At 62.8% G+C, this 26,719-nt stretch carries 41 protein-coding genes; all 41 read left to right on the top strand.

Going from position 1 to position 26,719, the window contains the following annotated elements:
* The first annotated feature begins 16 nt into the window (after nt 1–16).
* Nucleotides 17–1,864, top strand: coding sequence for a hypothetical protein (locus ACTQX9_RS08900; RefSeq protein WP_441031699.1), 1,848 nt, complete (start codon nt 17–19; stop codon nt 1,862–1,864).
* Nucleotides 1,865–1,866: 2 nt separating this feature from the next.
* Nucleotides 1,867–2,517 carry a hypothetical protein gene (locus ACTQX9_RS08895; protein WP_441031701.1) on the top strand — a complete coding sequence of 217 codons (651 nt, stop codon included), beginning with the start codon at nt 1,867–1,869 and terminating at the stop codon, nt 2,515–2,517.
* A 1-nt stretch (nt 2,518) separates the two neighbouring features.
* A complete protein-coding gene (locus ACTQX9_RS08890; RefSeq protein WP_441031703.1) occupies nt 2,519–3,211 on the top strand; it encodes a LamG-like jellyroll fold domain-containing protein in 693 nt (230 codons plus the stop codon).
* Nucleotides 3,212–3,400: 189 nt separating this feature from the next.
* A complete protein-coding gene (locus ACTQX9_RS08885) occupies nt 3,401–4,756 on the top strand; it encodes a peptidoglycan DD-metalloendopeptidase family protein (RefSeq protein WP_441031704.1) in 1,356 nt (451 codons plus the stop codon).
* A complete protein-coding gene (locus ACTQX9_RS08880) occupies nt 4,757–5,200 on the top strand; it encodes a hypothetical protein (protein WP_441052914.1) in 444 nt (147 codons plus the stop codon).
* 8 nt (nt 5,201–5,208) lie between these two features.
* Entirely contained in the window at nt 5,209–6,405 is a 1,197-nt protein-coding gene (locus ACTQX9_RS08875; RefSeq protein ID WP_441032689.1) for a DUF4185 domain-containing protein, read from the top strand.
* Complete coding sequence (locus tag ACTQX9_RS08870; RefSeq protein ID WP_340034933.1) at nt 6,402–6,848, top strand: hypothetical protein; 447 nt, start codon at nt 6,402–6,404, stop codon at nt 6,846–6,848. Before ACTQX9_RS08875 ends, ACTQX9_RS08870 begins: the two co-directional genes overlap by 4 nt.
* A 12-nt stretch (nt 6,849–6,860) precedes the next feature.
* Nucleotides 6,861–7,235, top strand: a complete 375-nt coding sequence (locus tag ACTQX9_RS08865; protein WP_441031710.1) for a hypothetical protein — start codon at nt 6,861–6,863, stop codon at nt 7,233–7,235.
* Between the two features lie 77 nt (nt 7,236–7,312).
* Entirely contained in the window at nt 7,313–7,600 is a 288-nt protein-coding gene (locus ACTQX9_RS08860; protein WP_441031712.1) for a hypothetical protein, read from the top strand.
* 52 nt (nt 7,601–7,652) lie between these two features.
* Nucleotides 7,653–8,663: a helix-turn-helix domain-containing protein gene (locus tag ACTQX9_RS08855; protein ID WP_441031713.1), complete on the top strand. Its 1,011-nt coding sequence runs from the start codon at nt 7,653–7,655 to the stop codon at nt 8,661–8,663.
* Nucleotides 8,656–9,156: a hypothetical protein gene (locus tag ACTQX9_RS08850; RefSeq protein ID WP_441031715.1), complete on the top strand. Its 501-nt coding sequence runs from the start codon at nt 8,656–8,658 to the stop codon at nt 9,154–9,156. The genes ACTQX9_RS08855 and ACTQX9_RS08850 overlap by 8 nt, the downstream gene beginning before the upstream one ends.
* A complete protein-coding gene (locus tag ACTQX9_RS08845; RefSeq protein ID WP_441032685.1) occupies nt 9,153–9,500 on the top strand; it encodes an HNH endonuclease signature motif containing protein in 348 nt (115 codons plus the stop codon). The genes ACTQX9_RS08850 and ACTQX9_RS08845 overlap by 4 nt, the downstream gene beginning before the upstream one ends.
* Nucleotides 9,485–10,384 (top strand): YqaJ viral recombinase family protein, encoded by a 900-nt coding sequence (locus tag ACTQX9_RS08840; RefSeq protein ID WP_441031717.1) that lies wholly within the window; start codon nt 9,485–9,487, stop codon nt 10,382–10,384. The genes ACTQX9_RS08845 and ACTQX9_RS08840 overlap by 16 nt, the downstream gene beginning before the upstream one ends.
* A gap of 80 nt (nt 10,385–10,464) precedes the next feature.
* Entirely contained in the window at nt 10,465–10,743 is a 279-nt protein-coding gene (locus ACTQX9_RS08835) for a hypothetical protein (RefSeq protein WP_441031719.1), read from the top strand.
* Nucleotides 10,744–10,745: 2 nt separating this feature from the next.
* A complete protein-coding gene (bet, locus tag ACTQX9_RS08830; protein WP_441031721.1) occupies nt 10,746–11,621 on the top strand; it encodes a phage recombination protein Bet in 876 nt (291 codons plus the stop codon).
* Between the two features lie 2 nt (nt 11,622–11,623).
* Nucleotides 11,624–12,088, top strand: a complete 465-nt coding sequence (locus ACTQX9_RS08825; RefSeq protein ID WP_441031723.1) for a single-stranded DNA-binding protein — start codon at nt 11,624–11,626, stop codon at nt 12,086–12,088.
* A 20-nt stretch (nt 12,089–12,108) separates the two neighbouring features.
* Nucleotides 12,109–12,483, top strand: coding sequence for a hypothetical protein (locus ACTQX9_RS08820; RefSeq protein ID WP_441032680.1), 375 nt, complete (start codon nt 12,109–12,111; stop codon nt 12,481–12,483).
* Nucleotides 12,467–13,768 (top strand): replicative DNA helicase, encoded by a 1,302-nt coding sequence (locus tag ACTQX9_RS08815; RefSeq protein WP_441031727.1) that lies wholly within the window; start codon nt 12,467–12,469, stop codon nt 13,766–13,768. Before ACTQX9_RS08820 ends, ACTQX9_RS08815 begins: the two co-directional genes overlap by 17 nt.
* Nucleotides 13,769–13,891: 123 nt before the next feature.
* Complete coding sequence (locus ACTQX9_RS08810; protein ID WP_343095466.1) at nt 13,892–14,179, top strand: hypothetical protein; 288 nt, start codon at nt 13,892–13,894, stop codon at nt 14,177–14,179.
* A gap of 51 nt (nt 14,180–14,230) precedes the next feature.
* A complete protein-coding gene (locus tag ACTQX9_RS08805; RefSeq protein WP_441031730.1) occupies nt 14,231–14,530 on the top strand; it encodes a hypothetical protein in 300 nt (99 codons plus the stop codon).
* Nucleotides 14,531–14,582: 52 nt separating this feature from the next.
* Nucleotides 14,583–14,765, top strand: coding sequence for a hypothetical protein (locus tag ACTQX9_RS08800; protein WP_428280620.1), 183 nt, complete (start codon nt 14,583–14,585; stop codon nt 14,763–14,765).
* Nucleotides 14,766–14,785: 20 nt separating this feature from the next.
* Nucleotides 14,786–15,217: a hypothetical protein gene (locus ACTQX9_RS08795; RefSeq protein ID WP_441031733.1), complete on the top strand. Its 432-nt coding sequence runs from the start codon at nt 14,786–14,788 to the stop codon at nt 15,215–15,217.
* The gene (locus ACTQX9_RS08790; RefSeq protein ID WP_435546638.1) at nt 15,210–15,494 is read left to right on the top strand and encodes a hypothetical protein; all 285 of its coding nucleotides are present in this window, start codon (nt 15,210–15,212) and stop codon (nt 15,492–15,494) included. Before ACTQX9_RS08795 ends, ACTQX9_RS08790 begins: the two co-directional genes overlap by 8 nt.
* A 15-nt stretch (nt 15,495–15,509) precedes the next feature.
* Nucleotides 15,510–15,962, top strand: a complete 453-nt coding sequence (locus tag ACTQX9_RS08785) for a hypothetical protein (RefSeq protein ID WP_441032675.1) — start codon at nt 15,510–15,512, stop codon at nt 15,960–15,962.
* A 157-nt stretch (nt 15,963–16,119) separates the two neighbouring features.
* The gene (locus tag ACTQX9_RS08780; protein ID WP_343100140.1) at nt 16,120–16,425 is read left to right on the top strand and encodes a hypothetical protein; all 306 of its coding nucleotides are present in this window, start codon (nt 16,120–16,122) and stop codon (nt 16,423–16,425) included.
* Between the two features lie 45 nt (nt 16,426–16,470).
* Entirely contained in the window at nt 16,471–17,241 is a 771-nt protein-coding gene (locus tag ACTQX9_RS08775) for a pentapeptide repeat-containing protein (RefSeq protein WP_441031736.1), read from the top strand.
* 2 nt (nt 17,242–17,243) lie between these two features.
* Complete coding sequence (locus ACTQX9_RS08770) at nt 17,244–18,101, top strand: helix-turn-helix domain-containing protein (protein ID WP_441031738.1); 858 nt, start codon at nt 17,244–17,246, stop codon at nt 18,099–18,101.
* A complete protein-coding gene (locus ACTQX9_RS08765) occupies nt 18,098–18,271 on the top strand; it encodes a hypothetical protein (RefSeq protein WP_441032671.1) in 174 nt (57 codons plus the stop codon). Before ACTQX9_RS08770 ends, ACTQX9_RS08765 begins: the two co-directional genes overlap by 4 nt.
* 193 nt (nt 18,272–18,464) lie before the next feature.
* Nucleotides 18,465–18,779 carry a hypothetical protein gene (locus tag ACTQX9_RS08760; protein ID WP_441031741.1) on the top strand — a complete coding sequence of 105 codons (315 nt, stop codon included), beginning with the start codon at nt 18,465–18,467 and terminating at the stop codon, nt 18,777–18,779.
* Nucleotides 18,776–19,363 carry a pentapeptide repeat-containing protein gene (locus tag ACTQX9_RS08755; protein WP_441031743.1) on the top strand — a complete coding sequence of 196 codons (588 nt, stop codon included), beginning with the start codon at nt 18,776–18,778 and terminating at the stop codon, nt 19,361–19,363. The genes ACTQX9_RS08760 and ACTQX9_RS08755 overlap by 4 nt, the downstream gene beginning before the upstream one ends.
* Entirely contained in the window at nt 19,360–19,740 is a 381-nt protein-coding gene (locus tag ACTQX9_RS08750) for a hypothetical protein (RefSeq protein WP_441031745.1), read from the top strand. The genes ACTQX9_RS08755 and ACTQX9_RS08750 overlap by 4 nt, the downstream gene beginning before the upstream one ends.
* Entirely contained in the window at nt 19,737–20,225 is a 489-nt protein-coding gene (locus tag ACTQX9_RS08745; RefSeq protein ID WP_441031747.1) for a hypothetical protein, read from the top strand. The genes ACTQX9_RS08750 and ACTQX9_RS08745 overlap by 4 nt, the downstream gene beginning before the upstream one ends.
* Complete coding sequence (locus tag ACTQX9_RS08740; RefSeq protein ID WP_435546304.1) at nt 20,222–20,542, top strand: hypothetical protein; 321 nt, start codon at nt 20,222–20,224, stop codon at nt 20,540–20,542. The genes ACTQX9_RS08745 and ACTQX9_RS08740 overlap by 4 nt, the downstream gene beginning before the upstream one ends.
* Nucleotides 20,539–20,814 carry a hypothetical protein gene (locus ACTQX9_RS08735; protein ID WP_343095450.1) on the top strand — a complete coding sequence of 92 codons (276 nt, stop codon included), beginning with the start codon at nt 20,539–20,541 and terminating at the stop codon, nt 20,812–20,814. Before ACTQX9_RS08740 ends, ACTQX9_RS08735 begins: the two co-directional genes overlap by 4 nt.
* A complete protein-coding gene (locus ACTQX9_RS08730; protein ID WP_441031748.1) occupies nt 20,811–21,071 on the top strand; it encodes a hypothetical protein in 261 nt (86 codons plus the stop codon). The genes ACTQX9_RS08735 and ACTQX9_RS08730 overlap by 4 nt, the downstream gene beginning before the upstream one ends.
* Entirely contained in the window at nt 21,068–21,523 is a 456-nt protein-coding gene (locus ACTQX9_RS08725) for a hypothetical protein (protein ID WP_441031750.1), read from the top strand. Before ACTQX9_RS08730 ends, ACTQX9_RS08725 begins: the two co-directional genes overlap by 4 nt.
* Before the next feature lie 139 nt (nt 21,524–21,662).
* Nucleotides 21,663–22,241, top strand: coding sequence for a 6-carboxytetrahydropterin synthase (locus tag ACTQX9_RS08720; RefSeq protein WP_441031751.1), 579 nt, complete (start codon nt 21,663–21,665; stop codon nt 22,239–22,241).
* Nucleotides 22,242–22,270: 29 nt separating this feature from the next.
* The gene (locus ACTQX9_RS08715; protein WP_441031753.1) at nt 22,271–23,032 is read left to right on the top strand and encodes a 7-carboxy-7-deazaguanine synthase QueE; all 762 of its coding nucleotides are present in this window, start codon (nt 22,271–22,273) and stop codon (nt 23,030–23,032) included.
* Nucleotides 23,033–23,035: 3 nt separating this feature from the next.
* Nucleotides 23,036–23,623: a GTP cyclohydrolase I gene (gene folE, locus ACTQX9_RS08710; protein WP_441031755.1), complete on the top strand. Its 588-nt coding sequence runs from the start codon at nt 23,036–23,038 to the stop codon at nt 23,621–23,623.
* Nucleotides 23,616–24,089, top strand: a complete 474-nt coding sequence (locus ACTQX9_RS08705) for a hypothetical protein (RefSeq protein WP_441031757.1) — start codon at nt 23,616–23,618, stop codon at nt 24,087–24,089. Before folE ends, ACTQX9_RS08705 begins: the two co-directional genes overlap by 8 nt.
* Nucleotides 24,090–24,160: 71 nt before the next feature.
* On the top strand, nt 24,161–26,557 hold the full coding sequence (locus tag ACTQX9_RS08700) for a terminase large subunit domain-containing protein (RefSeq protein WP_441031759.1): 2,397 nt from the start codon (nt 24,161–24,163) through the stop codon (nt 26,555–26,557).
* Nucleotides 26,558–26,719 lie beyond the last annotated feature (162 nt).

The following is a 26,719-nucleotide window of genomic DNA, read 5'->3' as shown; positions in this document are numbered from 1 at the left end:
GATAGGACACACAACAATGGCACTTGAACAGGATTACGGACGCATCCCCGTCCCGGCGGATAACGTTCCCGAGTTCGGTGTGGTGGTGCGCATCCAGGGCACTCACGCCGTCCTCACCGCCGACCGGGATGGGAAGCCGACCCCGTTCCTCCGACACAACGAGCAGATGATGGTGCGGTTCACCCCGCACATCAAGCAGTTGCTGGAGGAAGGGTGGGTCGATCTGATCGACTACATTGAGTTCCCCGCGGCGGCGCAGTACTTCCCCACTATGGCGGAGGTGTTCCAGATGATCGAGGACCGGGCTAAGACGCTGCCCGGCGAGTCGGTGCTGGGCATCCGCGTGGATGGGGATGCGCTGGTGATGCGGGTAGGCCGGGACTTGGAAACGTCCCGCGAAGTCCGGGCGGTGATTCCACAGTTCGGTGATTTGTCGGCGCAGGTTGAGCAGGCGGAGACGGCTGCGCTTCGGTCGGAAATGGCTGTGGAGCAGGTGATGAACCTGGTGAAGGACGCGGCGCAGGTCGCGGCGGATCAGGTGTCGGTGGAAGCGGAGCAGTACGCTGCGCTCGCTGCTGCTGCTGCGGAGCGTTCCGTCACGGCGGCGGAGGAAGCGACGCGACAGGTCGAGTCCATCGGCACGGTCGCCGGGCCGGAGGGTCCACGCGGGCCGGAGGGGCCGATGGGTCCGCAGGGTCCGCAGGGTCCGCAGGGTCCGCAGGGTCCGCAGGGCCCGAAGGGCGACACTGGTGCGGCGGGTAAGGACGGTAAGGACGGCGCTTCGGTGTCGTACGAGTCGATGGTCGCGACTTACGCTGATCTCCCGAAGGGTTTGTCCTCGTCTGATAAGGGCAAGGGCTGGGTTGTCACCGCTGATGGTCGGATTTACGTGTGGGATGGGGCGAAGTTCCCGCCCGAGGGCGCTGCACCATTGTTCCGTGGCCCGCAGGGCGAGACTGGTCCGCGCGGCCCGCAGGGCATCCAAGGCACGCAGGGCCCGAAGGGCGATACTGGCCCGCAGGGTCCGATGGGTCCGCAGGGTCCGAAGGGCGATGTTGGGCCGACCGGTCCGAAGGGTGATACCGGGCTTCAAGGTGTGCAGGGTCCGAAGGGCGATACCGGCCTACCCGGTAAGGACGGTCGGTCGTTGATCGTTCGCGGGGAGGTCGCATCCTCGGCATCACTGCCCCCATCGGCGGCGGTGGGTGACACCTACGTCATGACCGATAGCGGTAAAGCTGTGATGTGGAATGGTACGTCGTGGTCGGACCCGTTTGCGTTCGTCGGTCCGCAGGGACCGCAGGGTGATAGGGGACTCCGCGGCGATACTGGCCCGCAGGGTCCGCAGGGCCCGGCTGGCCCGGCTGGCACCCTATCGGCTGACCAGGCGACCGCGCTGTTTGGCGCGCCGTCGTTCCGCACGAAGCCCTACGGTGTGCTCCGCTGGACCGGGCCGCAGTACGACCCGCCAGCAGCACGGTTTACCCGTATGCGCGCCTACTCGGACGGGAAGCTCGTTGTCGGCAAGAACTACGGTGGCGTGGCGAACGCATCCACGAATGATCCGTACCTCGTCGCCCCGGTTGATGGGTGGTACAACCTGTACGCCCGGCAAGGTTTCGCCACCATCCCCGGCGCTAAGGGCTGCGGCCTGACAACGGACATTAACGCGGGTGATCGGGGGCTCGTGTTGTGGAACGATATTGGCTTCGGTCAGATCAGTATGGCGACCGGCGTGGAGTTCCTCACCGCAGGGACAAGGTTGTACCCGTGGATTTGGACGACCGAGGGTAACGCCGGGGCGACTGGCAACATCCGAGGAATGGAATCACAATTCCGCATGATCTTCCTAGCAGGAGCGTAACGATGGCTGAAATTAACTACGACGATCTACTCAATGAGATCATCGAGCAGATCAAGAATGACGATTCGGCGGACTCCGCGACGGTGGAGCGGCTGGTGCAGCGGCTCCGCGAGTTGCAGGCCACCGCGTCGGCGGAAGTCCTCGGTCGGAAAATCATCGCCGGGGACGGGCTCGCCGGGGGTGGGACGCTGGAGCAGGATGTGACACTCCGCCTGTCGGATGAAACGAACGAGTACATCCGGCTCGCGGCGGCTGCGACGACCCCGAAGCAGCTCGCGGAAGCGATCGCCCCGCTGCTGACGAAGGCCGAAGCCGGGGCGACCTACGCGACGAAGGCGGAAGCGAAGCCCGCCTACGTTATCCCGTTCAGCGTGCCGGGCACGATCAACGGCGAGGAAGTGTCCCCGCCCCTACTGATCGGCACGGGCGCGGCGGGGTTGAAGATCACGCATATCGGTGTCGCGGTCGGCACCCCCGGCTCGGCGGTGACTGTGACGCTGCGCGGTGGGGCGACCGGGTCTATTACCGTGGGGGATGGGGTGGTGTCGAAGCAGTCGGCGATGTCCGTCCCCATCACGGGCCCGGTGCGGGTTGCGATCTCGTCCGCGTCCTCGGCGGGTGTGACGGTTACGCTTCGGGTGCAGGAGTCCTAGCATGAGTATCAAGGACTGGGTCAGGACGGCGCGGGCGGTTCAGACACATGAGTCATTCGACGGGCGGCTCAACACGGGCGGGGCGATGATTGGCTCCCCGGTGTACGTGCAGGGCGTGGATGGTCAGGCGCTGTCGATTCCCGCGAACGCTGGTGCGACTATCCCGGTGTCGTCCGCTGCTGCTGCAGGCTACCCGGTGTCGGTATCACTGTGGTTCCGGTACTCTGCGAGTTCCGCGACCGCGGAGCTGTTTCAGTGGGGCAACATTCCCGGCATGGGTGCGCGGGTGTACGGCGCCAATTCGGTTTATCCTCCAGGCACGGTCGAGGGGTGGGTGCGGTTGTCCTCGGGCGGGTTCGCGCTCCGCGCCCGGTCGGAGCAGTTATCACCGGATCGGTGGCACCTCGTGACCCTCACCGTCGAGGGGACGACGATATGGGGCGGGTGCCGCGCCCGCATGTATATCAACGGCACGCTGGTTGCCGTGCAGTCGTATAGCGGCGGGCTGTTCAACCTCGTGAACTTCGACCGTCCCCGTACCATGACCGTCGGCGTGTCCGCCGGGGCGGTTGTGGTGGACGAGCTGATCATCCAGGAAGCGCTGCTCGGAGATTCCGAGGTTATGGGGCTATATCAGTCTGCGGAGTCGCTGACGCGGGGGACGAAGCGGAGCGGGTGGGGCGTGGTATTCTAGACCGCAAGCAGGACCAGTCCCCGCTGACCTCCAGACAGCAGATTGGGGGCCGGTTCCGAAGGGATTAAGGCCCGTGTTGCTACGACCTCCCCCTCGCCTAGTGGGCAGCTATGGCGAGGGGGCTTCCTCATGTATAGGGGACGGGGCGGTCGCGCCGGTTAGACTCAACCTATGAGCAGACAGTGGCCGATGCCGAAGAACACATTCACCATCACATCCCGGTTCGCGGGCAGGATCAACCCCGTGACGGGCCGACCAGAATCACACTCCGGAACAGATTTAGCCGCCCCGGACGGCACCCCGTTCTACGCCGTCCAGTCTGGAACTGTGCAGTACATCGGACCCGCTTCGGGCTATGGGCAGTGGATCGTCGTGGACTCGTCCGACGCGGACGGCGGGGGCTGCGTCGAGTACGGGCACATGTGGAACGCCTTCGCCACGGGGCTGAAACTGGGCGACCGGGTGGAGGTCGGGCAGCTGCTCGGCTACGTCGGGTCGAATGGCCAGTCCACGGGCCCGCACCTCCACGTCACGGTGTGGGAACGTGGCTACGGCGGGAAGCGCGTGGACCCGGAAACCTGGCTCCAGGACGCGGCCTACCCACCGCCCGGTGGTGGTCGCGCCCCCGTCACCGGCGAATCACCAGCCGGGGGCGATGTGCTCTTCGGCGTGGACATCTCGAACCATCAGAACGGCTTCTCGTTGCGCCGGGTGAAGGAGGAAGGCTTCGCGTTCACCATCATCAAGGCGACCGAGGGGACGTGGCGCGACCCGGTGTTCCGGTCGCACCTGGACGACGCGAAGGCTAACGGCGTGCTGGCCGCTGCTTACATCTACGTGCGCGAGGAAACATCGCCGGAGGATCACGCCGCCGCGCTGGAAGCGCAGCTACCCGAGAAGGACGTTCCCGTCGCACTCGACATCGAGGACAAGAGCGGCTACGACCCGGGCCTGTGGCACGGCATCGTGTCCGCGCTTCGCGGGCGGGGCTACCGGGTGATCCTGACCTACCTCCCCCGGTGGTACTGGACGAAGGCCGGGAAGCCTGACCTGTCCGGGCTCCCGCCGCTGTGGTCCTCGAACTACCCGTCCACGACCCCGGGTTACGCTTCGGCGCTGTACTCGACCGCAGGGGACGCTGGCTGGGCTGGTTACGGCGGTCTGGAGGTGGCGATGTGGCAGTTCACCGACCGGGCCGTCGTCGCCGGGATGAAGGTGGACGCGAACGCCTTCCGCGGCGGGATGGATAAGCTCCGCGCCCTGTTTCAGGGCGAGGGGAACACCACCCCGCCCGGGGCGGAAGTCGGCCCTCCAGTCTTCGCGTCGAAGCTGACCGCCGAGGACTACGCCCGACTGTCGTTCGAGCAGCTCGCCGGGTACAAGTACCGGCAGGACGGGCTCCCCGACTTCGCCGGGTGGGATGCCGAGTCGGTCATCGCGTCCGCGAAGAAGAAGCTAGCGGACACGGGCGCGTGCACGCCCGTCGAGCTGCTGTTCCTCGCTAACGAAGATCTGATCAACCGAATCAAGAAGGGTGAGAAGTAAGTGAAAATCAAGGGAATTGACGTGTCCATCATCGTTCGCGGGGTGATCTACGCCGCGGCGTTCGTGTTCTCGGCCGCGATGCTGCTGTCGGGTAAAGCGACGAGTGATCAGGCGCAGGCGTGGCTGGATTATGCCCCGGAGCTCGCTGGCATGGTCGCCGGTGGTCTAGCGCTGGTGAAGCTGAACCGCGGGTCGAACTCGACGGCGACCGAGGACGATGTTCAGGCCGCGCAGACCGCAGCCACCGTGGCCGCGATGGAGCGGATGTACCAAATGAGCCGGGAACTGCTCGACACCATCAACGAGAAGAAGCAGCCATACCAGTCGGTCGGCGCTGCGGACAGTAACCCTCCGATGGACGAGTCGGCGGAGTACGGTCAGCACGCAGCCCCGGTGAGTGTTGATCGTGCTGGTTCGCAGCACGGTTCCATCTACCCCGGATAGGAGCAGAAATGATGTCATTCATTAATCAGGTATTCAGCTGGGCGCGGAAGATCATCCCAGCATCCATCGTCCCCGACGTGCCGGTTGGCACGTTCATCCACACCTCGGCGGGCAACGGCGGGACTGACCAGCCCACGCAGCGGTTCGGCATCGGCGGGACAGACCTCGGCTTTTTGTTCGAGGGCGGCAAGTCCGTCAATGGCGGGAAGGCACTATGGGTCGGCGGGGTCTTCGGCGATACCTTCACCGGCGGGACACCGGGCCAGGGTGATTGGCGCTCGCCCGTGGGGCTCCGCTCGTCAAACCGGGATGTCACCACGCGCGGCATCGTGTGGGACAACGCAATCCACGGAATCAACTACGCGAACCAGATGTGGCCCTACCGGCACGTGGGCGAGTCCGGGACGGTGAACGGCAGGAACTTCGACGCATTTACCATCATCCCGAATGATGTGATTCAGCTCCCCGATGGGAACTACCTCGGCAACGGCTTCCGTGTGAAGCGGTGGGGCCAGGGCGGTGTGCAGCGGATGTGCTGGACCCTATCCGCAGCCTGGTTCTGGTCGAATGAACCGCACGCCGAGGTGTGGGACGTATGCCGTCACGAGAACAACCTGGGCACCCTATACGAGTGGGTGAATCGCGGACGCGATCATTACTTCCAGAACAACACTATGGTGATGCTGCCGGGCGACGAGAACGTCTATGTGTTCGGCACGCCGGAGGGGCGGAAGCGCGGCCCGGATAGCGGTATCTACCTCCGCCGGGCGAACTGGCGGCACCTATGCAACGACGCGTCGTGGGAGTTCTGGGGCTGGACCGGTACACGGTGGGAGTGGGGACGGCACATCAACCCGACCCCCATCCTTCTCCCCGACACGCCCGAAGGCGCGATCGGTGAAATCAATGCGCAGTACATCCACGGGAAGGTGGTGCTCACGTACTGCGACGAGAAGCGTGGCGTGATTGTTCGCCTGGCGGATCGCCCGGATGCGCTGTGGACGAAGTCGCGGGAGATCGTCACCCGCCTACAGGAACCGTCGATGTACGCGCCGAGCATCCATCCGTGGTCCCCGTCGCTGGAGGATGCCTACCTTCATCTATCGTCCTGGCGGCAGTGGGATGGACGGACGATTGACTACTGTGCTCGCGGCTACCGGGTAAACCTCACCGGGAACACCCCCGGGGCGGAGGGGGCGGCATGACCCTGCTGGAGAAGGAGAAGGAGCCACCACTGGTCCGGCTCCGCCGTGGGCTCGGGTCGCCCTGGACGGGGCTGGGAATCTACGGAGTCGGCACGCTCATTAAAGGCCTGTTCTACCTGCCGATGCTGGGGAACCCGAGTCGGCTCCCCGCCGTCGAGCAGTGGGGCGGTCCGAACCTGTGGGCATTTGTGTGGATCATCGTCGGTGCGTTCGCAATCTGCGCGGTGCTGACCCGCCGATGCGGAGCTATCGCCGCCGGGGGCCTGTTCTTTATCTACCTGATATGGGGAGGTATGTACCTAATCGCCGAGGTCTACGGTAACTACCCACTCGGGTCGATGGCGTCTGTGGTGTACCTACTGGTAGCTGCGACGATCTTCTGGGCGTTCTCGCGCCCCCCCGGTGGAGCAGATCATCGTCAAATCAACGCACTGCGAGGGTGAGGGAGATTCCGAATGAGCGAAAGCCTAGCCGCGGTCGTCGTCGGTCTGGTGGGCCTCGCCGGTGCCGTGCTGACCGCATTTATCACCGGCCTATTCGATAACCGGAAATCGGTCGCGGACCAGTATCAAGCCCTGGTGGACGATATTCAGGACTTCGCGAGCAATAAAGCTGCGGAGCAGGATAAGAAAATCAAGGTGCTAACCGCGAAGCTGGAGGACGTGCAGCGTGTCGTGGCGGAGCAGGGCGAGCAGCTCCGCGTGATTAGCAGCAAGTATGATCTGGCGATCGGGTTCATCCGGCGTGCGCATCAGGACAAGACGGTCGCGGATCTGCTTCCGCCGCTTCCGGAGCGGTTGTTGGATGATGTTCGTCGGCAGGTGTCGTGAGTGTTGTACCAGACCAGAAACTTCTGGTAAACTATACGTGTAAGATTCATATCCACAGGAAAGGCAGTACAAGCACCATGCAAGCCCCCGTGATCGGCTCCGCCGCCCTTCACCGACTATCCGAAGCCGACGCGAACAAGCGCGTCTACAGCATTCTCGATTGGATCATCAACCACGCCGACGACAACGGAGTCGTGGAAGTCTCGATGTCACAACTGACTAAGGTATTCAACGTGACTATTGCGATGATCCAGCAGCCACTCCAGCTACTCGAACAGCTCGGCCTGATCACCCGCGAACGACGTGGCCCCTACCCATCGGTTATCCGACTGACCCCCGTCGTCATCCCCACCCTGAAGCATTAAAAAGACCCCCCGCGCTAACGAGGGGTCCCAACTCACAGAAAGGCGTTCTGCTATGAACGACTATACACCAACGTCCGCATGGACCGCAACTTACGACCGAGATCGCCGGAAACTATGGGGCGAACCTGGGAGCGTGTGGACTGTCTTCGACATCCTCGCATCAATGGCTAACGGATCATCCGGGCGGTGCTGGCCGTCCGCGGCGTACATCGCGAAGGAAACCGGATTGAGCCGCGCGTCGGTGAAGAACGCGCTCCGCCGTCTTGACGAGCTCGGAGTGATCAGCGTCGAGCACCGGGAAGCGACAACGAGTGTTTTCACAGTCCCCCTGGCGACCATGAAGGGGGTTAAACCTGTAGCCGGGGGGGCGGGTAAATCCCTGCTCGAAACGGGGGGTAAGGATTTAACCCCAAATAAAGAATTAACTAATAAAAAATCATCTAACAACACGGGCGGCGCTCCGCGCCCGTCGGAGGATGTCTTCCACGAAGAACCGAAGGACACGTCGGCAGGGTGGATTGACGAGCGGACGGCTCACGCCGCCGCCGAAGCTGGCATCACGGCGATGGAGGACGAAGGGGTGCCACTGCGCACCATCGTGGAGCAGACGGCGCAGCGGGCGAACCAGTATCAGATCGTCACGGACCTGTCCCCGCTCCCTCGGACGATCCGCTCCGGTGAGTGGACGCTGGACCCGGAGGGTGATTGGCGGTCGGTGGCTCGCACCATCGTCGTCGGCAAGTGCGGCCCGGTTGAGGGCAGGATCATGAACATGTTCCTCGACGGCATCGCCCCCCTCGTCGCCACGGGGGAGGTTCCGCTGCACCTGATCGAGGAAGCCGCGGCATCCGGCGGTGGTGGCTTGTACGCCATCGGAGCTGTCCGGCACGTCGCGGTCGGCCTGTCGGCGCGTCGAATGTCGTGGTTGTGGCGCATCCGGGCGATCCGCAGGGGCGGCAGCGGCGGGCGGGTGATTGACACGATCATCCCGTCTCGGACGAGCGGTGTCACCACCCCAACCGAATTGTCATTTACCGAGATTGAGGAACCCGCTTATGCGTAATTTCACCGAAGCGCTCGCGGCCCGGTGCCGTGGCCTACTCGGAACCGACCAGGTTCGGATCACCGACGGGCAGACCATTATCCGCTGGACGGCGGAAGTCGAGATAGAGGGAGGGCCGTTCACGACGGCGACGTTCGAGGTCACACCCCGCCCGTTCACGATGGACGCGGTGAATGAGGTGTGCGCGGAGTACAGCGTGTATGACGGATTAGAGCTGGACATCGCCCTGACCGATCTCACCAAAATCATGCCGACAGTGTTCCCAGATAAACTCGAACGAGCTCGGGAACTAGTGCAGCACGACAGCGTCATGATCTACCCCAACGACGTGTACGACCGCGTCGAGTACGTGATCATTAACCCCGACTCTGGGCAGACCATCACCGGCGACGCGGCCCCGGACACCATCCCGCAGATCATGGCCCGCGACGCGGCCCCGAACGCGATCACGCTGGTGTTCGTCCCCGACAACCTCATTGGGGGCGTGTGGTGAAGGAGGGGTTCAGCGTCGAGGACAAGCGCATCATGAGCCGCCGGTCATACGGCGTGTGCGAGCTATGCAACAAAAAGCCGGGCGGGCACTACCACCACCGGAAGCCCCGCAGGATGGGCGGGGTTCATGGCGACGCTGATGCGGACGTGAACCGCCCGTCGAACGGGCTGGTTCTATGCGCGGCCTGTCACGACCGGGTGGAGTCCCGGCGCGGATGGGCGCACGACAATGGGCTGCTGCTGAAAGCGAACCAGCGACCCGAGGAAACACCGGCACGGCTTCCCCGCTACGGCGGGGCTGTGCTTCTGGACGATGAAGGAAACGTGGCATGGCAGATGTGGTAGATGTGCAAGCGATCATCAGTGAGCATGCGACCGTCGCGGAGGGCGTGGAGCCCGGAACGGCGGAATGGCGGCGCAGGGTCACCGCGTCGAAGATTGCGGGCATCATGGACTGCGACCCGTGGGGCGGAACCCCGTGGATCATGTGGCACCAGCTCGCCGGTCATTTCGACGCGCCCGAAGCGGATACCGAGGCGACCCGGCGCGGTCGGCACCTCGAAGCCGGTGTCGCTGATTGGTGGGCCGAGGACAACCCGGAATGGACCGTCACAACGTGCGGAACGTTCCAGTCGCGCCGGTGGACATGGGCCTACGCAACCCCCGACCGGCTGCTGGCAACCACGAGCCGCGTCGCGCTCATGGAGATCAAGACCCAGGCCGACACGAGCGGATGGGGAACGCCGGAAACCAACGGTGTCCCGCTGCACTACTGGCTCCAGGGCTTGTGGCAGTGCGCTGTCACTGGGCTGCGCGATGTCGTGTTCGTGGTCCTCGGCCCGTTCCTGGAGCTCACCGAGTATTGGGTCACCTACACTGATTTCGATATCGAAATGACGGTGGACACGATCGGGGAGTTCGTCGCGACGCTTCCGGGGGGTGTGTGCGAGCGGGAGCCGGAGCGGACGAATCCGTCCTCGGAGTGGCCGGTGTTGGCTGCTATGACCCCGGCGACGGTGCAGGCGGTTGAGGTGGGCGATGTGTATTTCGAGTACGCGGCTGCGAAGCTGCGCGAGAAGGAAGCGGCGGCGGAGTTGGATGCAGCTCGGTCGCGGGTCATCGTCGCCGGTGTGGATGGCGAGTGCATCACGGCGGATGGTCGTGTCGTGGCGACGCGGTCGGGCGATCGGTGGCGGTTTAAGCCGGTTCCGAAGCAGTGGCAGCGTTGAGGTTGATTTCCCCACAACTATCCGGTAAACTTTAAGTAGGTGTTTATGGTGAACACCGTGACCAGCATAGAAAGGCAAACATGCTCAACCCCGAAGCGCCATACGAGCGCTACCCAGACAACCACCCCTACATCCTCGACCCCGAGGGGACCGTCAGGAACAACCTCCCCGACATTATGGCCGACAACGGACTCGGCACCAACACCGAAGACCTACAGTGCCGCAACGAAATCATGCGAGCAATGGTCTACACCGCAGCCATGTTCGACAGCCCCGAAGACTTCGCCCGCTTCGCCCGCGTCACCGGTGACTCACTCCACCGCCTAGCCGACGAAGTCGAAAACACGGAGGACAGCTAACCATGACTGACCAGTACAGCAGCCGATCCCTCACCATCGCCGCCGAGCAGGACACTTTCACACCGGTGCAGATCGAAGCACTCCGATCCATCGGCCTACAAGGCGCAGCCCCCGCCGAGATTCAGGTGTTCTTCCACACGTGCAAGCGGACCGGCCTGGACCCCTTCGCCCGGCAGATCTACATGATCAACCGCCAGGGCAACTGGACGATCCAGACCGGCATCGACGGCTTCCGACTCGTCGCGCAGCGCACCACCGAGCGGACGCACGGAACGCTCGGATACGAGGACCCATTGTGGTGCGGACCGGACGGAGTGTGGCATGACGTGTGGGTCGCGGACGAGCCGCCGGTGGCATCGAAGTCCGTCGTGGTCCGTAACGGCGAGCGGTTCCCCGCCGTCGCCCTGTTCCGCGAGTACGTCGGAACCCGGTGGGATAAGAAGCTTGGCAAGAAGGTGCCGAACACGATGTGGCAGGAGAAGCCCGCCCTGATGCTGCAGAAGTGCGCCGCAGCCCTCGCCCTCCGGTCCGCGTTCCCCCTCGACCTATCCGGTGTCTACACCAACGACGAGGTTCAGGCCGACATTGTGGAGCCGGAGCGTCCCGCCGCGCCGCGTACCGATTCCCTCCACCCGGAGGGGTTCGACCCGGAGACGTGCACTCGCGAGGAACTGCAGGCGGCGTGGAAGCGGGCGAACGCGGCCCGGCAGGTGGGTGAGATGAACCGCATTTCGCAAATCGCCACGCGCCGGTTCAGCGGCGATAATGACAAGAACGGGCAGCAACCAGCCGACAAGGCCCCGGAGCAGGCCGAGCAGCCCGCCGAGGACACCACCATCATCGACGGCGAGACCGTCACAACCGACAAGGAGCAGTAGACATGAAGCAGGGAGAGAACCCCCTATTTTTCGAGGGCGGAGTCAAGGAAGACCCGCAAGTCCGGTACACACAGGACAACAAGCCGTGGGTCACCCTCGACGTAGCCAGCACGTCCCGCCGGTTCGACAAGGAAGCGAACGAGTGGGTGGACGGAACCACGACGTGGATTCCCGTCGCGCTGTTCGGCAACGGCGCGGAAGCAGTTGGCCAGCAGGTGCGGAAGGGAACAGTCGTCATGGTGTTCGGCAACCTCGTTCAGCGGTCGTGGACGACCGAGCAGGGCGAGCGCCGGAGCCGCCTGGAGTGCCGCGCATCATCCATCGGAGTCAAGTGCCGTAAGACCCGCGACGGCGCGGGCGCGGCCCCCGGCGCGGACATGGGCGACCCGTGGGGCTCCACCCCGTCCGGCAACACCGGCGGGGGAACCGGCGCGGCTGGGTTCGACAGCGACGAGCCGCCGTTCTGATGCGGTCCTGGAACCTCCCCATGTCGTTCACCCGCCCCCCACTGTCGCTCAACGACCGGGGACACTGGGCGAAGAAGGCGGCGGCGGTGGCGGCGGTGCGGAAGGAAGCAGCCTACCGCGCCCGCGCGACCGTCCCCCGGAACCTCGGCCACATCACCACCCGGCTCCACTACCTACCGCCGGATAACCGCCGCAGAGACGAGGACAACCTCGTCGCCACGGCGAAAGCGTGCTGGGACGGGCTTGTCGATGCGGGCATCGTCCCGGACGATACGAGCGAGTACATGACCAAGATCATGCCCAGGATCCATCACCACGAGAAAGGCCAGAAGCCGCGAATGTGGCTCGAAATCACCACCACCGGAAGCGAGGACACGAATGCAGCGGACAAGTAAATCGGACAACGTTTTCACACCGGTTGAGTCGGAAATGTTCGTCCTCGGCGCGATGATCCAGTCGCGCGATGCTACCGCCGAGATTCTGTCCTCGGGTATGAACCGGCAGATGTTCTACCGCCCGGATCACCAACTCGTTTTCGAGACAATCGAGCAGATGGAAGCGGAGGGGGCGCAGATTGACCCTGTGTTCCTCGCCGACCGGATCAACGCCGCTTCCGGGCGAACGATCGGAGATGTCGCCCAACTGATCTTCGACCTGATCTCAAAGGCCCCAACTCCGATTTCCGCGATGTACCACGCCGAGCGCGTGCGGGCGGGTTACCTACGCCGGGAATCGTACGCCGCCGCGGCGAAGATCAAGCAGCTATCGGAATCGCCCGAAGTCGAACCGATCGAGGTTGTGGAGCAGGCCCGCGCCGAGCTCGACAACCTAGGGACGGTCAGCGTGTCCGATGCCCCGTCAATGGTGGGCGACATGCTCGAAGCGACGCGGGACTACTACCGACAGGACACCGGGCGGATCACATGGTCGGGCTTCGAGTCCCTGGACTCCATCACGGGCGGGCTCAGGGCGGGGCAAATGATCATCGTCGCGGCCCGGCCCGGTATCGGTAAATCGACCCTCGCCCTGGACTTCGCCCGCAACGTCGCCCGCACCGACCGGGCGGCGTTGATGTTCTCCCTAGAAATGAGCAAGCAGGAAGTGACAGCACGGGCGATCAGCGCCGAGTGCTCCATCGACCTCGGGCGGTTCACGCACTCGACGCTGATGGATGATGAAGCGCAGCGGCTCGCGGATCACGCCGACGATATGAGCAACCTTCACTTGTGGGTGGATGATGCGCCGGGGATCACAATGGCGGAGATTCGGGCGAAGGCTCGGCGGTTAGCTCGCGAGCGCCCCCTGGGGTTGATGGTCGTGGACTACATCGGATTGATTAGCGCTGTGGGAAAGGTTGAGTCGCGGCAGATTGAGATTGCGCAGTACAGCCGGGCGCTGAAAATGCTCGCGAAGGAACTGGACTGTCCGGTTGTGGTGGTCGTGCAGTTGTCCCGGCAGGCGGAGATGAATGGCGCGCCGCGGCTGCACCACCTCCGTGAGTCGGGCGCGCTGGAGCAGGACGCGGATAAGGTCCTGTTGCTGTCGCGGAGTGATGGTGGTGATTTGACGGTTGATCTGGCGAAGAACCGCAGTGGTCAGCTGGGAAGCGTGGAGCTTACGCCGGTGCTGCATTACTGCCGGTTCATGGATCAGAAGTGGTCGCCGGGCGGGTATCAGTAGGGCGGTTCGGAAAAAAGTTTAAGTGTTTTTCGTTTTTTACTTGACTTACACCACCATATCACCTATACTATAGTTACAGGTTAAGGGAAAGGCCCGTAACCAACCACCAGAAAGGCAGAAACAATGAGCACCATCATCATCGAAAAGACCACCACCGAGAACCAGACCAACTGGACCGCCGGAGACCACACCCTCACCAAGAACACCTACGACAACGGCAGCGTCGAATGGCGGGTAACCAGCAACTTCAACACCAACTGCACCCTCCACATCGACCTCGCAACCAACGAACTGCGCTACGCAGCAGCCAGCACCACCGCAAAGGTCGAGGACATGGACAAGCTGATCGAAGAACTGCAAAACGTGAAGCAGATCGCCGAAGCCTTCCAGCAGATCATCGCCACCAACTAACCCCTCCACTCACCCCGCCCCCCGGGGCGGGAACACAGTAAGAAGCACACCATGACCATCGAGATCGACAAGTTCGACAACGTCGCAACATTCGAAACCTACGGCTACGTCCTCATTCGCGAAGAGCTAGACCCCGACTACATGGAACCAGGCGAACCGCCGGTCATGTGGCGCATCGCGTGCCGGAACATCGACAACACACGAATCGAGATGACCGTCAAGAACTTCACCAAGACCATCGAGTTCCACATCCTCGACACCCCACTCCAGGACATCGACACACACCTCAATAACGTGCAAATGGTCAAAACCATCGCCCGCATGTTCGAGTCCATCATGCAAGACGACTAACCCCCCATTCATCCCCGCCCCCCCGGGGCGGGACTCCAGAAAGGAAAACATCATGGCCGGTAAGCACCGCGCAGAAGATCGACACACCAGCAGCTACGACTACGAACTGATAGACGACTACTACGACGAACCCGTCACCATCATGGACTGGGTCGTGTTCATCGCCCTAATCATCATCGGCGGCACGTTCGGCTGGTTGCTGTTCCACTGGTTCAGCCCACTGTGGATGAACTAAGAGAGGGAGGACATACCACCATGAGCAAGAAAATCACCACCAAACCCGCTCCCCGCGCGAACGAGCTTCGCGACATCATCGCGGAGATCATCGGACGCGACGAGAACAAGAACGCCCCGGCGAAGGACCTCGCGACGATCATCGTGGGCGAGATGCTGAACGGCCAGTGGGTACGCAACGACCGCGAGCGCGCTATGGCCGCGAACGTTGGCCCGTCGCTGGTCATGACCTATCACCTGGATATGTCCGCAGACGAGTCTACTGGGTCTATCCACTGGACCACCACGAGCCCGAGCGAGTTGCTGGCGATGCTCGCGGAGACGGTTAGCTGGGCGATCAAGGAAGCGGAGGACGAGTTCCACGTCGCTGGCCCGGAGCTGCTGGCGATCCTGGTCGCGGCTATCGCGCACCACCGGGCAGAGGACGAGCGGAATGGGGGCGAGGATGACTAGCCCGCACCCCGCGGAGTCCCGCGCCCGCGACGAGCTCCGCACCGTCCTGATGAACCCGCCAGATGACCCTGGCGTGCTGCGGAGCCGCATGGTGGATGTGTTGAGCGAGTTGTGCCACGCGCCATTCGAGCGGTGGCCGCAGTGCGCCGTCGAGCTCCGACACATCATGCTCGCGCACCCGGAGACGGACAAGACGCAGCGCCCCGCCCGCGAATGGATGTGGAGCCGCTTGTCCACGATCGAGAAGATGCAATACAGGAAGACCAACAAGTTCTAGGAAGGACTGATCACAATGAAACTGCCGAAACTGCCCTATATAACGACCCTCGCGACGATGACGAGCGATAAGCGCGACGAGGACGAGCTGGTTCGGTGGCACGCCGAGCATATCGCCGATGGAATGGCGGTCGGGACCATCGACATGCTGGGTGACGTGTATGCCCGCCTACTGCTGGAGTCGCTGATTTCCACCGGGGTCTACTGGTCGTGGTGGGAGCTGGTGACAATGGAGGACGAGAACACGGTGCGGTTCGAGCTTGTGGACCGGACTGTCGTGGTGACTTTCGAGCGGCTATTTGAGCGGCTCAACGAGATTAGTCTGCCGGGTGAGGGGCGGTTCGTGGACGAGTTTAACCAGCGGTTGACTGACCGGGACTACGAGGGTCTGTATGGGATGTGTTCGGACTCGGCGCAGGCGGATGATGTGCTGCAAATGCTGCTGTTCGGTCGGGAGGTGTTTGCATAATTGTGTGCGTGACCTGCGTGTTTGATGGTCGCGAAAAAATGTCAAAGTTTTTTAAAAAAAGTTGCAAAATAACTTGTACGACATGACTAGATGGTATATACTATAGTTACAGGTTAAGGAAACACCTTAACCACCACCACAGAAAGGACAGCCCACAATGATCACCATGGTTACCAAGACCGGAACCTACCGAGGACACACCCCCTGGACCATCGCCCGCCGACTCCACGGCACCAAAGCACAAATCAAGTGGAGCACCGACCCAAACAACCCAGAACGCGGAACCATCGTTGAGAAGAACGGGGTGAATACCTACACCGTACTCGGAACCATCCTCGACATCACCAACGCCGACGGCACCGATTGGACCATCAACGACCGCATGGCCGAGTTGAAGCTCGACCCAGAAATCGACGATGCGTTCTTCGACACCGCAACCGGCGAAGAAATCATCATCCACTAACCCAAAGCCCCATCCGGGGCGGGCCACCCACAGAAAGGCACCACCATGAAACAAGTCATCGACGGGCTTGTTCAATTCAACCAAGCAATCAAGAAAGCACGGCTCACCGATGGGACCTTCACCCTCCAGGGCTACACCATCACCGACGTGAACCTCGGAGACATCACCATCACCGGCGGCGAGTTTGTCGACTGCACCTTCTACGGAAACGACCTAGCCGACGGCGGGTTCACCCGCACCGCCTTCACCGAATGCCGATTCGAGTTCCTCGGAGCCACCGACGCGGAGATGCGCGAGAACGATTTCAAGGACTGCTACTTCCGGGGGCTCGACGCGCTCCGCGCGGACTTCACCGGAAGTCAGTTTGAGGGCTGCACCCTCCAAACCACCGTGTTCATCAACACGAATCTGGAGAACACCATGTTCTTCGACTGCGAGCTGTACGGCGCGACCATGACCCTCGCGAACCTCAAAAAAGCAGGATTTATCAAGTGCAACTTCCGCAACTCCAGCGCGACGTATGCGAACTTCACGATGACGAACCTCACGGACTCGAACCTGTCCGGACTGTCGTGGTGCGGCTCGGTGCTTTCCAACACGCCCCTGGGCACGGTGTACCTGATGCCGACGGGCCGCGGTCTGGTGGTAGACGCGCTCGGGAAGCACCTCACACTGGACGAGTTCGCGGAACTGACGTTCAAGGAGGAACCGGCGAAAACTGCCGCGGTTGAGGGTATTCACCAGCTCGCCGCAGCACACCACCTGTCGTACGCGGATGATCTCGAAACAACAGTGTCCAAATGGAAGGAGCAGTGATTATGGAAGCCAAGAAGGCCACTCCCGAACAGCCGCCCCATGCCGACATTTGCGCATCACCCAAGTGCCCGAACCACGCCCTACGCGAAGTCGGGTACTGCAAGAAGCACGCCTACCTCCACGGCGCGGTTCACCACAAAGTCTCGCCCGTCATGGCCTGCAACCATATCAACTGGCTACTACAGACCGGCTCGACCCGGACGGGAGTCGCGACCGCATCCGGTCTATCCACCGAGACCGTGGACCGCATCCTCAACGAGAACACCACGGCGATCCAGCAGCGCACACACAACGCGGTCCTGGGAACCCCGCCGAGCCGGTCCATTCAGAAGATCAGCACGTGGCAGCTCGCCCGGCGTATCCGCGCCCTCCGCGCCGCCGGGTGGACGGTCAGCGACATCGCCACCGACAGCGGCCTATCGCTCCCCACGATCCTCCACATCCAGCATGAGAGGTGGCCCACGGTCCAGCGACGCACGGCGATCAGCCTGCGCGACACCTACAGCCGTCTATCGTCCCTCCCGGTGAAGAAACCGCACTACCGCGTCGCGAGACAGGGCTGGGCGCTCCCGATGGAGTGGGACAACATCGACGACCCCAACGAGCACCGCGACCGCCCGCCCCTGGGCGACGACAACCCGGGAAACATCGACAAGACCCGCATCCCGGTGGATGACCAGCTGCTCGCGAAGCTCCGAGAACTCGTCGCACACTACGGCAGCATGGCCGAAGCGGCGCGGCATCTCGGGTGGGACGGGAGCCGGGTCCGTACATACCTTACCGGGCGGGTGAAGTCCATCCAGGAGCGCACGTACATCCGAATCATGAATCACCAACCAGAACAGGAAGACAAGCAATGAGCATCAACCGACACCGAATGGCCACCTACATCACCATCGCTACTACGGCGGCGATTATCGCCGTGAAGGCACAGCCCGGGACCAAGACTCACACAGCATCCGCCGAGCTCGCCACCGCGATGCTCGCGAACGTCATCGCCCGCGCCGTGAAGGCCAGGTGTGGAAAGTGACGTACCTCGACCCTCGCAAACTCCGCGTGCGGTACCGCTCCAGGTTCGCGGTGCACCTCGTGTTCACCATTGCCTTGGCGATCATCGCCGAGACAGTATGCAGCGGTGCCGACCTCCACGATGACCTCAACTTACTAACCATGTTTTCCGCTGGGATGGCTCTCACATCCTGGATAACCCTGAAAGATTTCTCATGAGACCCACAATCCGCCGAGGAGGCTTCGGCCGCTGGACCGTCCACGAACCAGACGGCACCGCCACCAACTTCCGCACCCACGCCCAAGCCATTCACCACGCCGACGAAATCGCCCGCACCATCACCATCACACTCCCGCCGTACCGACCACAGCGCAAGGTCGAAGAGGTCATCGTCACGAGCACCGAATACGGCGGGACCTTCTACGGCCCACGGGAAATAGAACAAATAGACATCACTCCCAGCTCGGTAAAGACCATCGCCCTCGCCCTACTTGCTACTGCTCACCACCAGGAGAGGAACCAGAAATGAATCGTGAAGAAGTGCTTGACATTGTGAAAAGCGCACGAGAGGACAATAAGCTCCCGGACCTGCGCGGCGCTGACCTGCACTACGCTGACCTGCGCGGCGCTGACCTGCGCGGCGCTGACCTGTACGGCGCTGACCTGCACTACGCTAGCCTGCGCGGCGCTAACCTGCGCGGCGCTAGCCTGTACTACGCTGACCTGTACGGCGCTGACCTGCGCGGCGCTGACCTGTACGGCGCTGACCTGAGCGGCGCTAACCTGTACGGCGCTGACCTGTACGGCGCTAACCTGCACTACGCTAGATGGGGCGGACTAGAAATCAACCACCTACCCAGCGGCACCCTCCACCTCACCCCCACCCCCGAAGGCTGGCGAATAACCCTCGGCTGCTGGAACGGCACCCCCGACCAACTACGCGACCTCATCGCAAAGGACCAAGGCTGGCCAGAAGCCGAAGGCGACGAAATCACCCGCCGCCGACCCTACATCGAAGCCGCGCTTACCCTATGCGACCTCCACATGCAAGACCACGAAGACATTATCCCCACACTCGCCGAAAAGTGGACAGACAAGGAGAACAACCAATGACCGACAAACAACCCCGCACGCTTGCGGACATGACATCCGAAGAGCTCGAACAATGCCGGGGTATGTGGTGCGACTTATCCATAGAAGCCTGGATCGTGGTTAGTGCCTATTACTCCGAGCAATACAAGCAGACACTGGTGGTGCTGCTTGACCCCGTAGACGGCGAATTGCTAGAAGGCGTGCCCGCAACAGCAGTAACCCCCCGTTTCGATCTGCCCCGTGCTTGGACCCCGGACGGCACGCCCGTGGTGGCCGACCCGGAGGAATACACCGCCGACGGGCGTAGTCGAGTCTATTTCGAGGGCATTGAGAAAGTCGCCTTCCCGCCCGGCACCCGAGTCCGCCGCTGGGTGAGCGACTGGGAGGAAATCGAGTGACTATCTACACCGAGTATCGAGCCACGACGGCGCTTGGTGTCGACCAGGACGGGAACCTCCAGTGGCAGTCGCCGGAGTACTGGCATTGGTACACAGACGAGCAGGAAGCCCGCGAAATCTACGCCGACATCGTAGGCGGACCGTCCGATCGGCTCACGGCGCTCATGTCCCGCCAAGTGACCCCATGGGAGCCAGTAGATGGCCCCATCGCCCCGGACGGCGACCTCATGCCCGCGTACCGCGCCGAGCTGTGGTTGCCCCGCACCCGGGGTGGTCAACCAGAACGCAGCCGGGTAACCATCCCCAAATCCACATACGAAGCCGCCGAAGCATTCAAGGACCTTGCCCACCACCACGGCGACCGTGGGTGGCGCGTCTACGCCCGACTACAGTCGCCCATCACGATCCTCGAGCAGCGCGGCGCTGCGCAGCTCGTACCCCGCCCAGCCGGGCACATCTACAACCTCGCAAAGGATCAATCATGACCATCACACCCAAACAGGCACGCGCACGCCTGGAACAGAAACCGGACGCTAACCGAATCGAGCGCCGCGCCTACCGCACTATCGCCGGGATGCAGTGGGAGTACGCCCCGCAAGCCCACCTCAACGGAGCCTGGAAACACTACACCGGATGGGGCAACCGTAGGCGACCGGAGCCGCCATTCAACACGCCAGCGCACACATTCGAGGTCGGCTGGTTCAACAGCGAAGAAGAAGCGCGACGGATAGCGCCACCGCCAGATTGGGCAGAATACCGCATCGTCCGCAGACTCGTATCCAAACCGGAGGTAGTCGAATGAGCTTCGCAATTTACGGCACGCTCATCGGCATCGGAGCGGGAATCGCAATCGGAACCGCAGCGACCTGGGACGAGCGCCGATCCCGCATCCTACGCATCACCATCACCGCCGCCATAGCCGGGGCTCTAATACTAGGAAGCTTCGGCGGATGCCTGGCATACACGACAGATACACTGCAATGCCCGCCAGGGCAAACCGAGGTGTACGCCGAAGAGAACCCACACGGCCTAAGCGGCTGCGTCCCCAACGACCTACTGAAAGACCTCAAATGACCGCCAACACCGACTGGCTCAACATCATCGCCCACACCTCCCGCATCCTCCACGACATCGTCGAGGGCCACCCCGTGTCCACAGCCGACCTCCACAAGGCCGCAGCCGTATCCGGCTGGATCGCCGAAACCCCACAAGCAGACCAAAACATCGTCGCCGAGTTGTACACAGACAGCACCCCGGAACGCCTCGCAGACTTGGGGCGCGCCTTCCTCGCCCTCGCCCTCAACCGCATGGAAGAACAGGAAACAGAATGACCATCACGCCAGACCAAGCAAAGACCCTCAGCTGCGACGACTACCCCCGCCCGTGGGAAATCGGCCAAGTGCCCGTCTTCGACCCATGGGATGACTACGAGGATGCCTGGTACGCAGGCCCCGCCATCGTCTACGACGAAGACATCGCACCCCTAGTCGCAGCCGCCCCGGTCATGGCCGAGCAAATCGCCGGAATGCAGTGGGAGTACGGCATCGATCGAGAAAACTTACAGTGCAACCACATCGACCATCCAAACGGATGCCGATTGACGATGTGGTGCCAGAGTCTCGACAGCGCTCGTGACGGAGTCGAGATCGCGCAGCAATCAGACCCTACCGCCCGCATCGTCCGCCGCCTCGTCGGACAACCAGAAGAGACACCACAACCACACCTGCTACAATCACACACAGGTGAGTCCACCAACGCGCTGCAACGCAAGGACCCACCATAAAGGGGCACATCAGAGAGATACCAAGTCCATCACCAAGAACCCCCGCGACAAGGTTCGGCAAAACCTCGCGGGGGTTCACCCATACCCACCCAAAAAAACAACAAACCAAAACAACAAAAAATTAAGATAACATCAAACCATGACAAAACTCGGACACACACAAACCATCCCCACCAACCAACTCCACACCCACCACAAGAACCCACGCCGCGGCGACGTCCAAGCGACCGCCGACTCCCTGCGCGTCAATGGGCAGTTCCGACCCATCGTTGTGAACCGGGGGACGCATACGGGCCGTCCGATGGAGGTGTTGGCTGGGAATCACACGTTAATGGCGGCGCGTGATTTGGCGGAAGAGGGGGTGTCGGACTTCGCGGAGTTGGACTGCTACGTCGTGGACGTGGACGAGGATCAGGCAACGCGGATCGTCCTGGCGGATAACCGCACGGCAGACATTGGCTCGTACGATAACGAGGAGCTGCTGGCCTTGTTGGAAACCCTGGGCGACGAGTTGGACGACGTTGGCTTCGTCCTGGACTACCGTGCTCTCGCGGGCTTCGGCGCGTGGTTGGACGAGAAGTTCGACCACCAGCACCTGAACGACCGGGTGGGCTTCAACCCAACAGCGGAGAACATGACCCGGTTGCTGTACGAGACCGCGCGGAACATGGGGCTCCCCGCCATAGCGGTGTCGTGGTCGGAGACTCCGAAGACGTGAGCGACGTACCGACCGAAGGGAACGCTGTGATGGACTACGACTACATGACCGCAATGCTCGACTGGCTCGACCAGCATCCCGAAGCGAATGTGGAGCGCCTACCCGTGTCGGAAGTGTTCGGCCCGACAATTCAAGGCGAGGGACCGCACGCCGGGCGGACGTGCCACTTCATCCGCCTGGGCGGCTGCAACCTATCCTGCTCGTGGTGCGACACCCCGTATTCGACGGGGCAGCACGGCATCCCGCTTTCAACCGTTCCCCGGGTGATGGTGGACGATGTGGTTGCGCAGATCCCCCACGGAGCGATGGTGGTGCTCACCGGTGGGGAGCCGCTGATGCACGCACGCCGCGCCGGGTTTAGGGCGCTGCTCGTCCGGTTGAAGAATCACGGGTGCGAGGTGCATGTGGAGACGAACGGCACGATTGTTCCCCATGAGCTCGCCCCATTGTTTGACCACATCACCGTGTCCCCGAAGCTCGGCGCTCCGATGCGGAACCAGCACCATAACCCCACCCTCGGGCAGTGGGATACGTGGGAGACCCCGTTCTGCTTCAAGTGGGTTATCGACGTGGGCCGGGACGAGGACGTTCCCGAAGCTGTTACGCGGGCGGTTGATCTGTCGTTAGAGCACGGCTGCGACCGTGGGGATGTGTGGGTCATGCCGGAGGGCGCGACCCCGGAGCTGCTGGCCCGCCGGTTCACCGCGATATGCGACGCAGCAGCCGAGCAGGGAATCAACGTTTCGCACCGACTCCACGCCCTCGCGTGGGGCGACAGCAAAGGACACTAGATTATGCACAGTTACACCGAGGATCAGATCATGGCGGCAGAGTCCGCGATCAGTGGGCTGCTCGCAGCCTTCAACATTGACGAGGGCGACCACACCGACAACACACCGCACCGCGTGGCGAAAGCATGGGCGGATGTGCTCGGCGGGTACACGGAGAACCCGGCGGATCACCTCGCCACGACATTCACCGCCCCCCAGAACCCGGGGCTGGTGGTGGTTCGGAACATCCGCATGCAATCAACCTGTGCCCACCACCTGTTGCCCATCACCGGCACGGCGACGGTCGCGTACCGGCCCCGCCCCGGCGAGCGGGTCGTCGGCCTGTCGAAGATCAACCGACTGGTGGACGGGTACGCGCGTCGGCTCCAAGTCCAAGAGAACATCACCGCGCAAGTCGTGGACGCTATCGCCGATCGGCTGAACCCGCTGTGGGTCGCGTGCGCAATCACCGCCGATTATGGGTGTATGACCCTCCGCGGAGTCCGCGACGAGTGCTCCGACACCATGACGTTCAACGAGTGGGGAGTGCGGGACAGCGCGGATGTGGATGCGTTCTGGGCGGCGCACGTGGGCGGTGGTCGCCGTGGCTAAGAAACGCCCCGGCCCGCGCGTCGGCATGACCGAGGAAGAACGGCTGCAGGAAATCGAAGAGATGCTCCGCCTACGCCGAATGGGCGCGTCCTATGAGGCGATCGGTCGTGAGTTCGGCCTGACCGCTCGGACTGTGTGGGGCAAGATTGACACCTACCTTAAAGAGACACCGAAGCACGAGGCGGCGCAGCTGCGTGTCATCGAGGGCCGGAAGCTAGACCACTACGAGTTGAAACTCCAGGCCGACATCAACAAGGGCGATGTGCCCGCGATTAATACCGCTATCCGCATCTCGGAGCGTCGGTGTCGCATGATGGGGCTGGACATGCCGCAGCAGCATGAAATCACGGTCAGCAAGGAGGAAGAGGCGTTGGCTGATCAGTTGGTCGAGGAGTTCCTGGAGGACTTCCGCCGGGCCGCGCGGGAGGATGAGGAACACGACACGGAGTCGGAGTCGGAGGTGTAACGGTGGTTCGAGAGCCAACCCGGTCGGAGATTCTCGGAGCATTCGACCGGCTAAGTGGAGAAGCGCGGATCATGGCGATGCGCCGCGCCGTCACCGCCCTGCGGAACAAGAACAACCGCATGAGGTTCCGCACGCCCGGCGAGTTGGCTATGAGCGTGGACCGGAAGATGCGACAGACCCCGGCCCTGGAGCTGATCGACAAGGAAATCGCTAAAGCCCTCCGCGATGGTGGTCGGCTGATCATCACCATGCCGCCGCAGGAAGGCAAATCAACCCGCGTGGCAATCTGGACACCCATCTGGGCGCTGATGCGGAACCCCGATTCCCGTATCGTCGTGGCATCGTATGCGGCTTCGCTGGCTCGTCGTAACGCCATGGCTTCGCGTGAGATCATCGCCCAGTACGGTTCGGGGGCTATTGATCCACTGTCGGGCGCGGCGATGCCTGACCGCCTTGGCCTGGCGCTGAACCCGAACCACCGGCAGGCGACATCGTGGTCGGTCCTCGGGGCGCAGGGCGGCGTGTACGCATCCGGCGTGTCCGGTTCCCTGACGGGTAGGGCGGCTGATGTGTTGCTGATTGACGACCCGTTCAAGAACCAGCAACAGGCCGACTCCGCCCGCGAGCGGGAGAAAGTCTGGGAGTGGTGGACTTCGGTGGCGCAGACTCGTCTCGCCCCCGGCGCTGCTGTGATCCTGATCATGTGCATGACGGGGGACACTCCCGTCCTCATGGCGGACGGGAGCGAGCGACCACTGCGGGATATTCGACCGGGTGATGAGGTGGCGACGTATGAGGGGGGACGGTTGACTACCTCCACGGTGAAAAACTGGCGAAACAATGGCCCTGATTCCATCTACCGGATTAGAATGAAATCGGGTGTAGAAGTCCGCGCAAACGCACGGCACCCCTTCCTGACCGTGAAGGACGGCAACGAAACATGGACGAGACTAAGAGACCTGAAGCCGGGCGACATCATCCGGAGGGCTACTGGGGAAAGTGGCGAGGAGTCACCTGCTCCGCAGAAGGGTGTGACAAGCCCGCGAAATGCAAGGGCATGTGCATGTCCCACTACAACCGGAAACGGTGGGCAGACGGACACCGGCCCCCGTCTGCCAACCCGGAATCCCGTAGAGCCGCCCGAGTCAAGCACCGATACGGAATCACTGCCGACGAGTACAACGCACTCCTGCAACAGCAAGGGGGACGGTGCGCGGTCTGCGGCGAGTACCCTACGCCCGGGAACACTCGCGCCCACTGGGACGGGAAGCTGTGCATCGACCACGACCACGAGACCGGTCGAGTCCGTGGCCTGCTCTGCAACGACTGCAACCTCGCCGTCGGGTACGGGAAGTCACCAGACGTCCTCCGACGGTCCGCTGACTACCTACAACGTCACTCCTGACGAGGTGGAGTCCATCACCCCCTGCGGGGTGGAGGACGTGTTCGATGTGCAGATCGACCGGACGGAGAACTTCATCGCCAACGGGCTCGTGAGCCATAACACCCGCTGGCATGAGGACGACCTCGCCGGGCGGTTGATCCAACATGATTTAAGACAGACTCCGGAGAACCGTCTATGGCGGGTGGTGAACATTCCCGCGGTGGCGGAGGAAGGTGTGCCCGATGCGCTCGGTAGACAACCGGGCGAAGCGTTGGTGTCGGCGCGTGGTCGTTCCCGCAGGGACTTCGAGACGATCCGGCGGAGCGTCGGCGAGCGCGTGTGGACAGCCCTATATCAGGGCGTGCCGACCCCCACCACCGGAGGTTTGTTCGCGGCCGAGGATCTGAACAAGCACCGCTGCCAGTCGTCGGACATCATCGGGCGTGTGGTGTCGGTAGACCCCTCGGACTCCGGCACGGGCGACGAAGCGGGCATCCTAATCATGGGCTGGGACGACTACGGCAACGTAATCGTGGAGGAAGACCACTCGGCCCCGATGACCTCGGCGACGTGGTCGAAGGAAGCGGTGTCGCTCGCGATCAGCACCGGGGCGGGCGACATCGTGTACGAGGCGTTCACGGCGGAGGCGACTTACCGGGCGGTGCTGGAGAACGCGTGGCATGATATTCACCGGCAGGCGGAACTGCTCCGCCAGACCGGCGGGGATACCGTCGCGGCTGCTCAACTATGGCATGACGAGGGGCGTGGCGGCGATGGGCTCGGCGCGATGCAGGAAACATTGGGCATTCTCGATTTGGTGCCTGTGGAGGATAGGATGCCGTTCCGGCTGGTTCCGTGGCGAGCCAGGGGCGATAAGACCGCCCGCGCGGCTGGTGCCCGGCAGGCATCGCAAACCGGCAGGCTGCGGATGCTCGGCGAGCACCGCGTGTTGGAGAACCAGATGCGGACATGGCAACAAGGCCAGGCATCACCCGACCGGGTAGATGCGATGGTCAATGGGTACGAACACATCCAGAAAACAATCGGTGTCACCACGAGCATTGCCTTCCCCGGCGAGTGGTAGGTAGGGAGAGATCATGGCGCATTACACGATCGGCTTGTGGGAGCAGATGCGGTTCACGGATCTGTCCCCCACGGCGAAGCGTATCGTCGCCGCCGCGTGGATGAACCGTGGCAAACCACTGACCGAGGATGCTCGGCTCACCTCCGCCGACCGGGGGCGGAT

The sequence above is a fragment of the Collinsella sp. LCP19S3_F2 genome (assembly GCF_052121015.1).
GTDB lineage: Bacteria > Actinomycetota > Coriobacteriia > Coriobacteriales > Coriobacteriaceae > Collinsella.
This window is presented reverse-complemented; position numbering and strand designations above follow the sequence as displayed.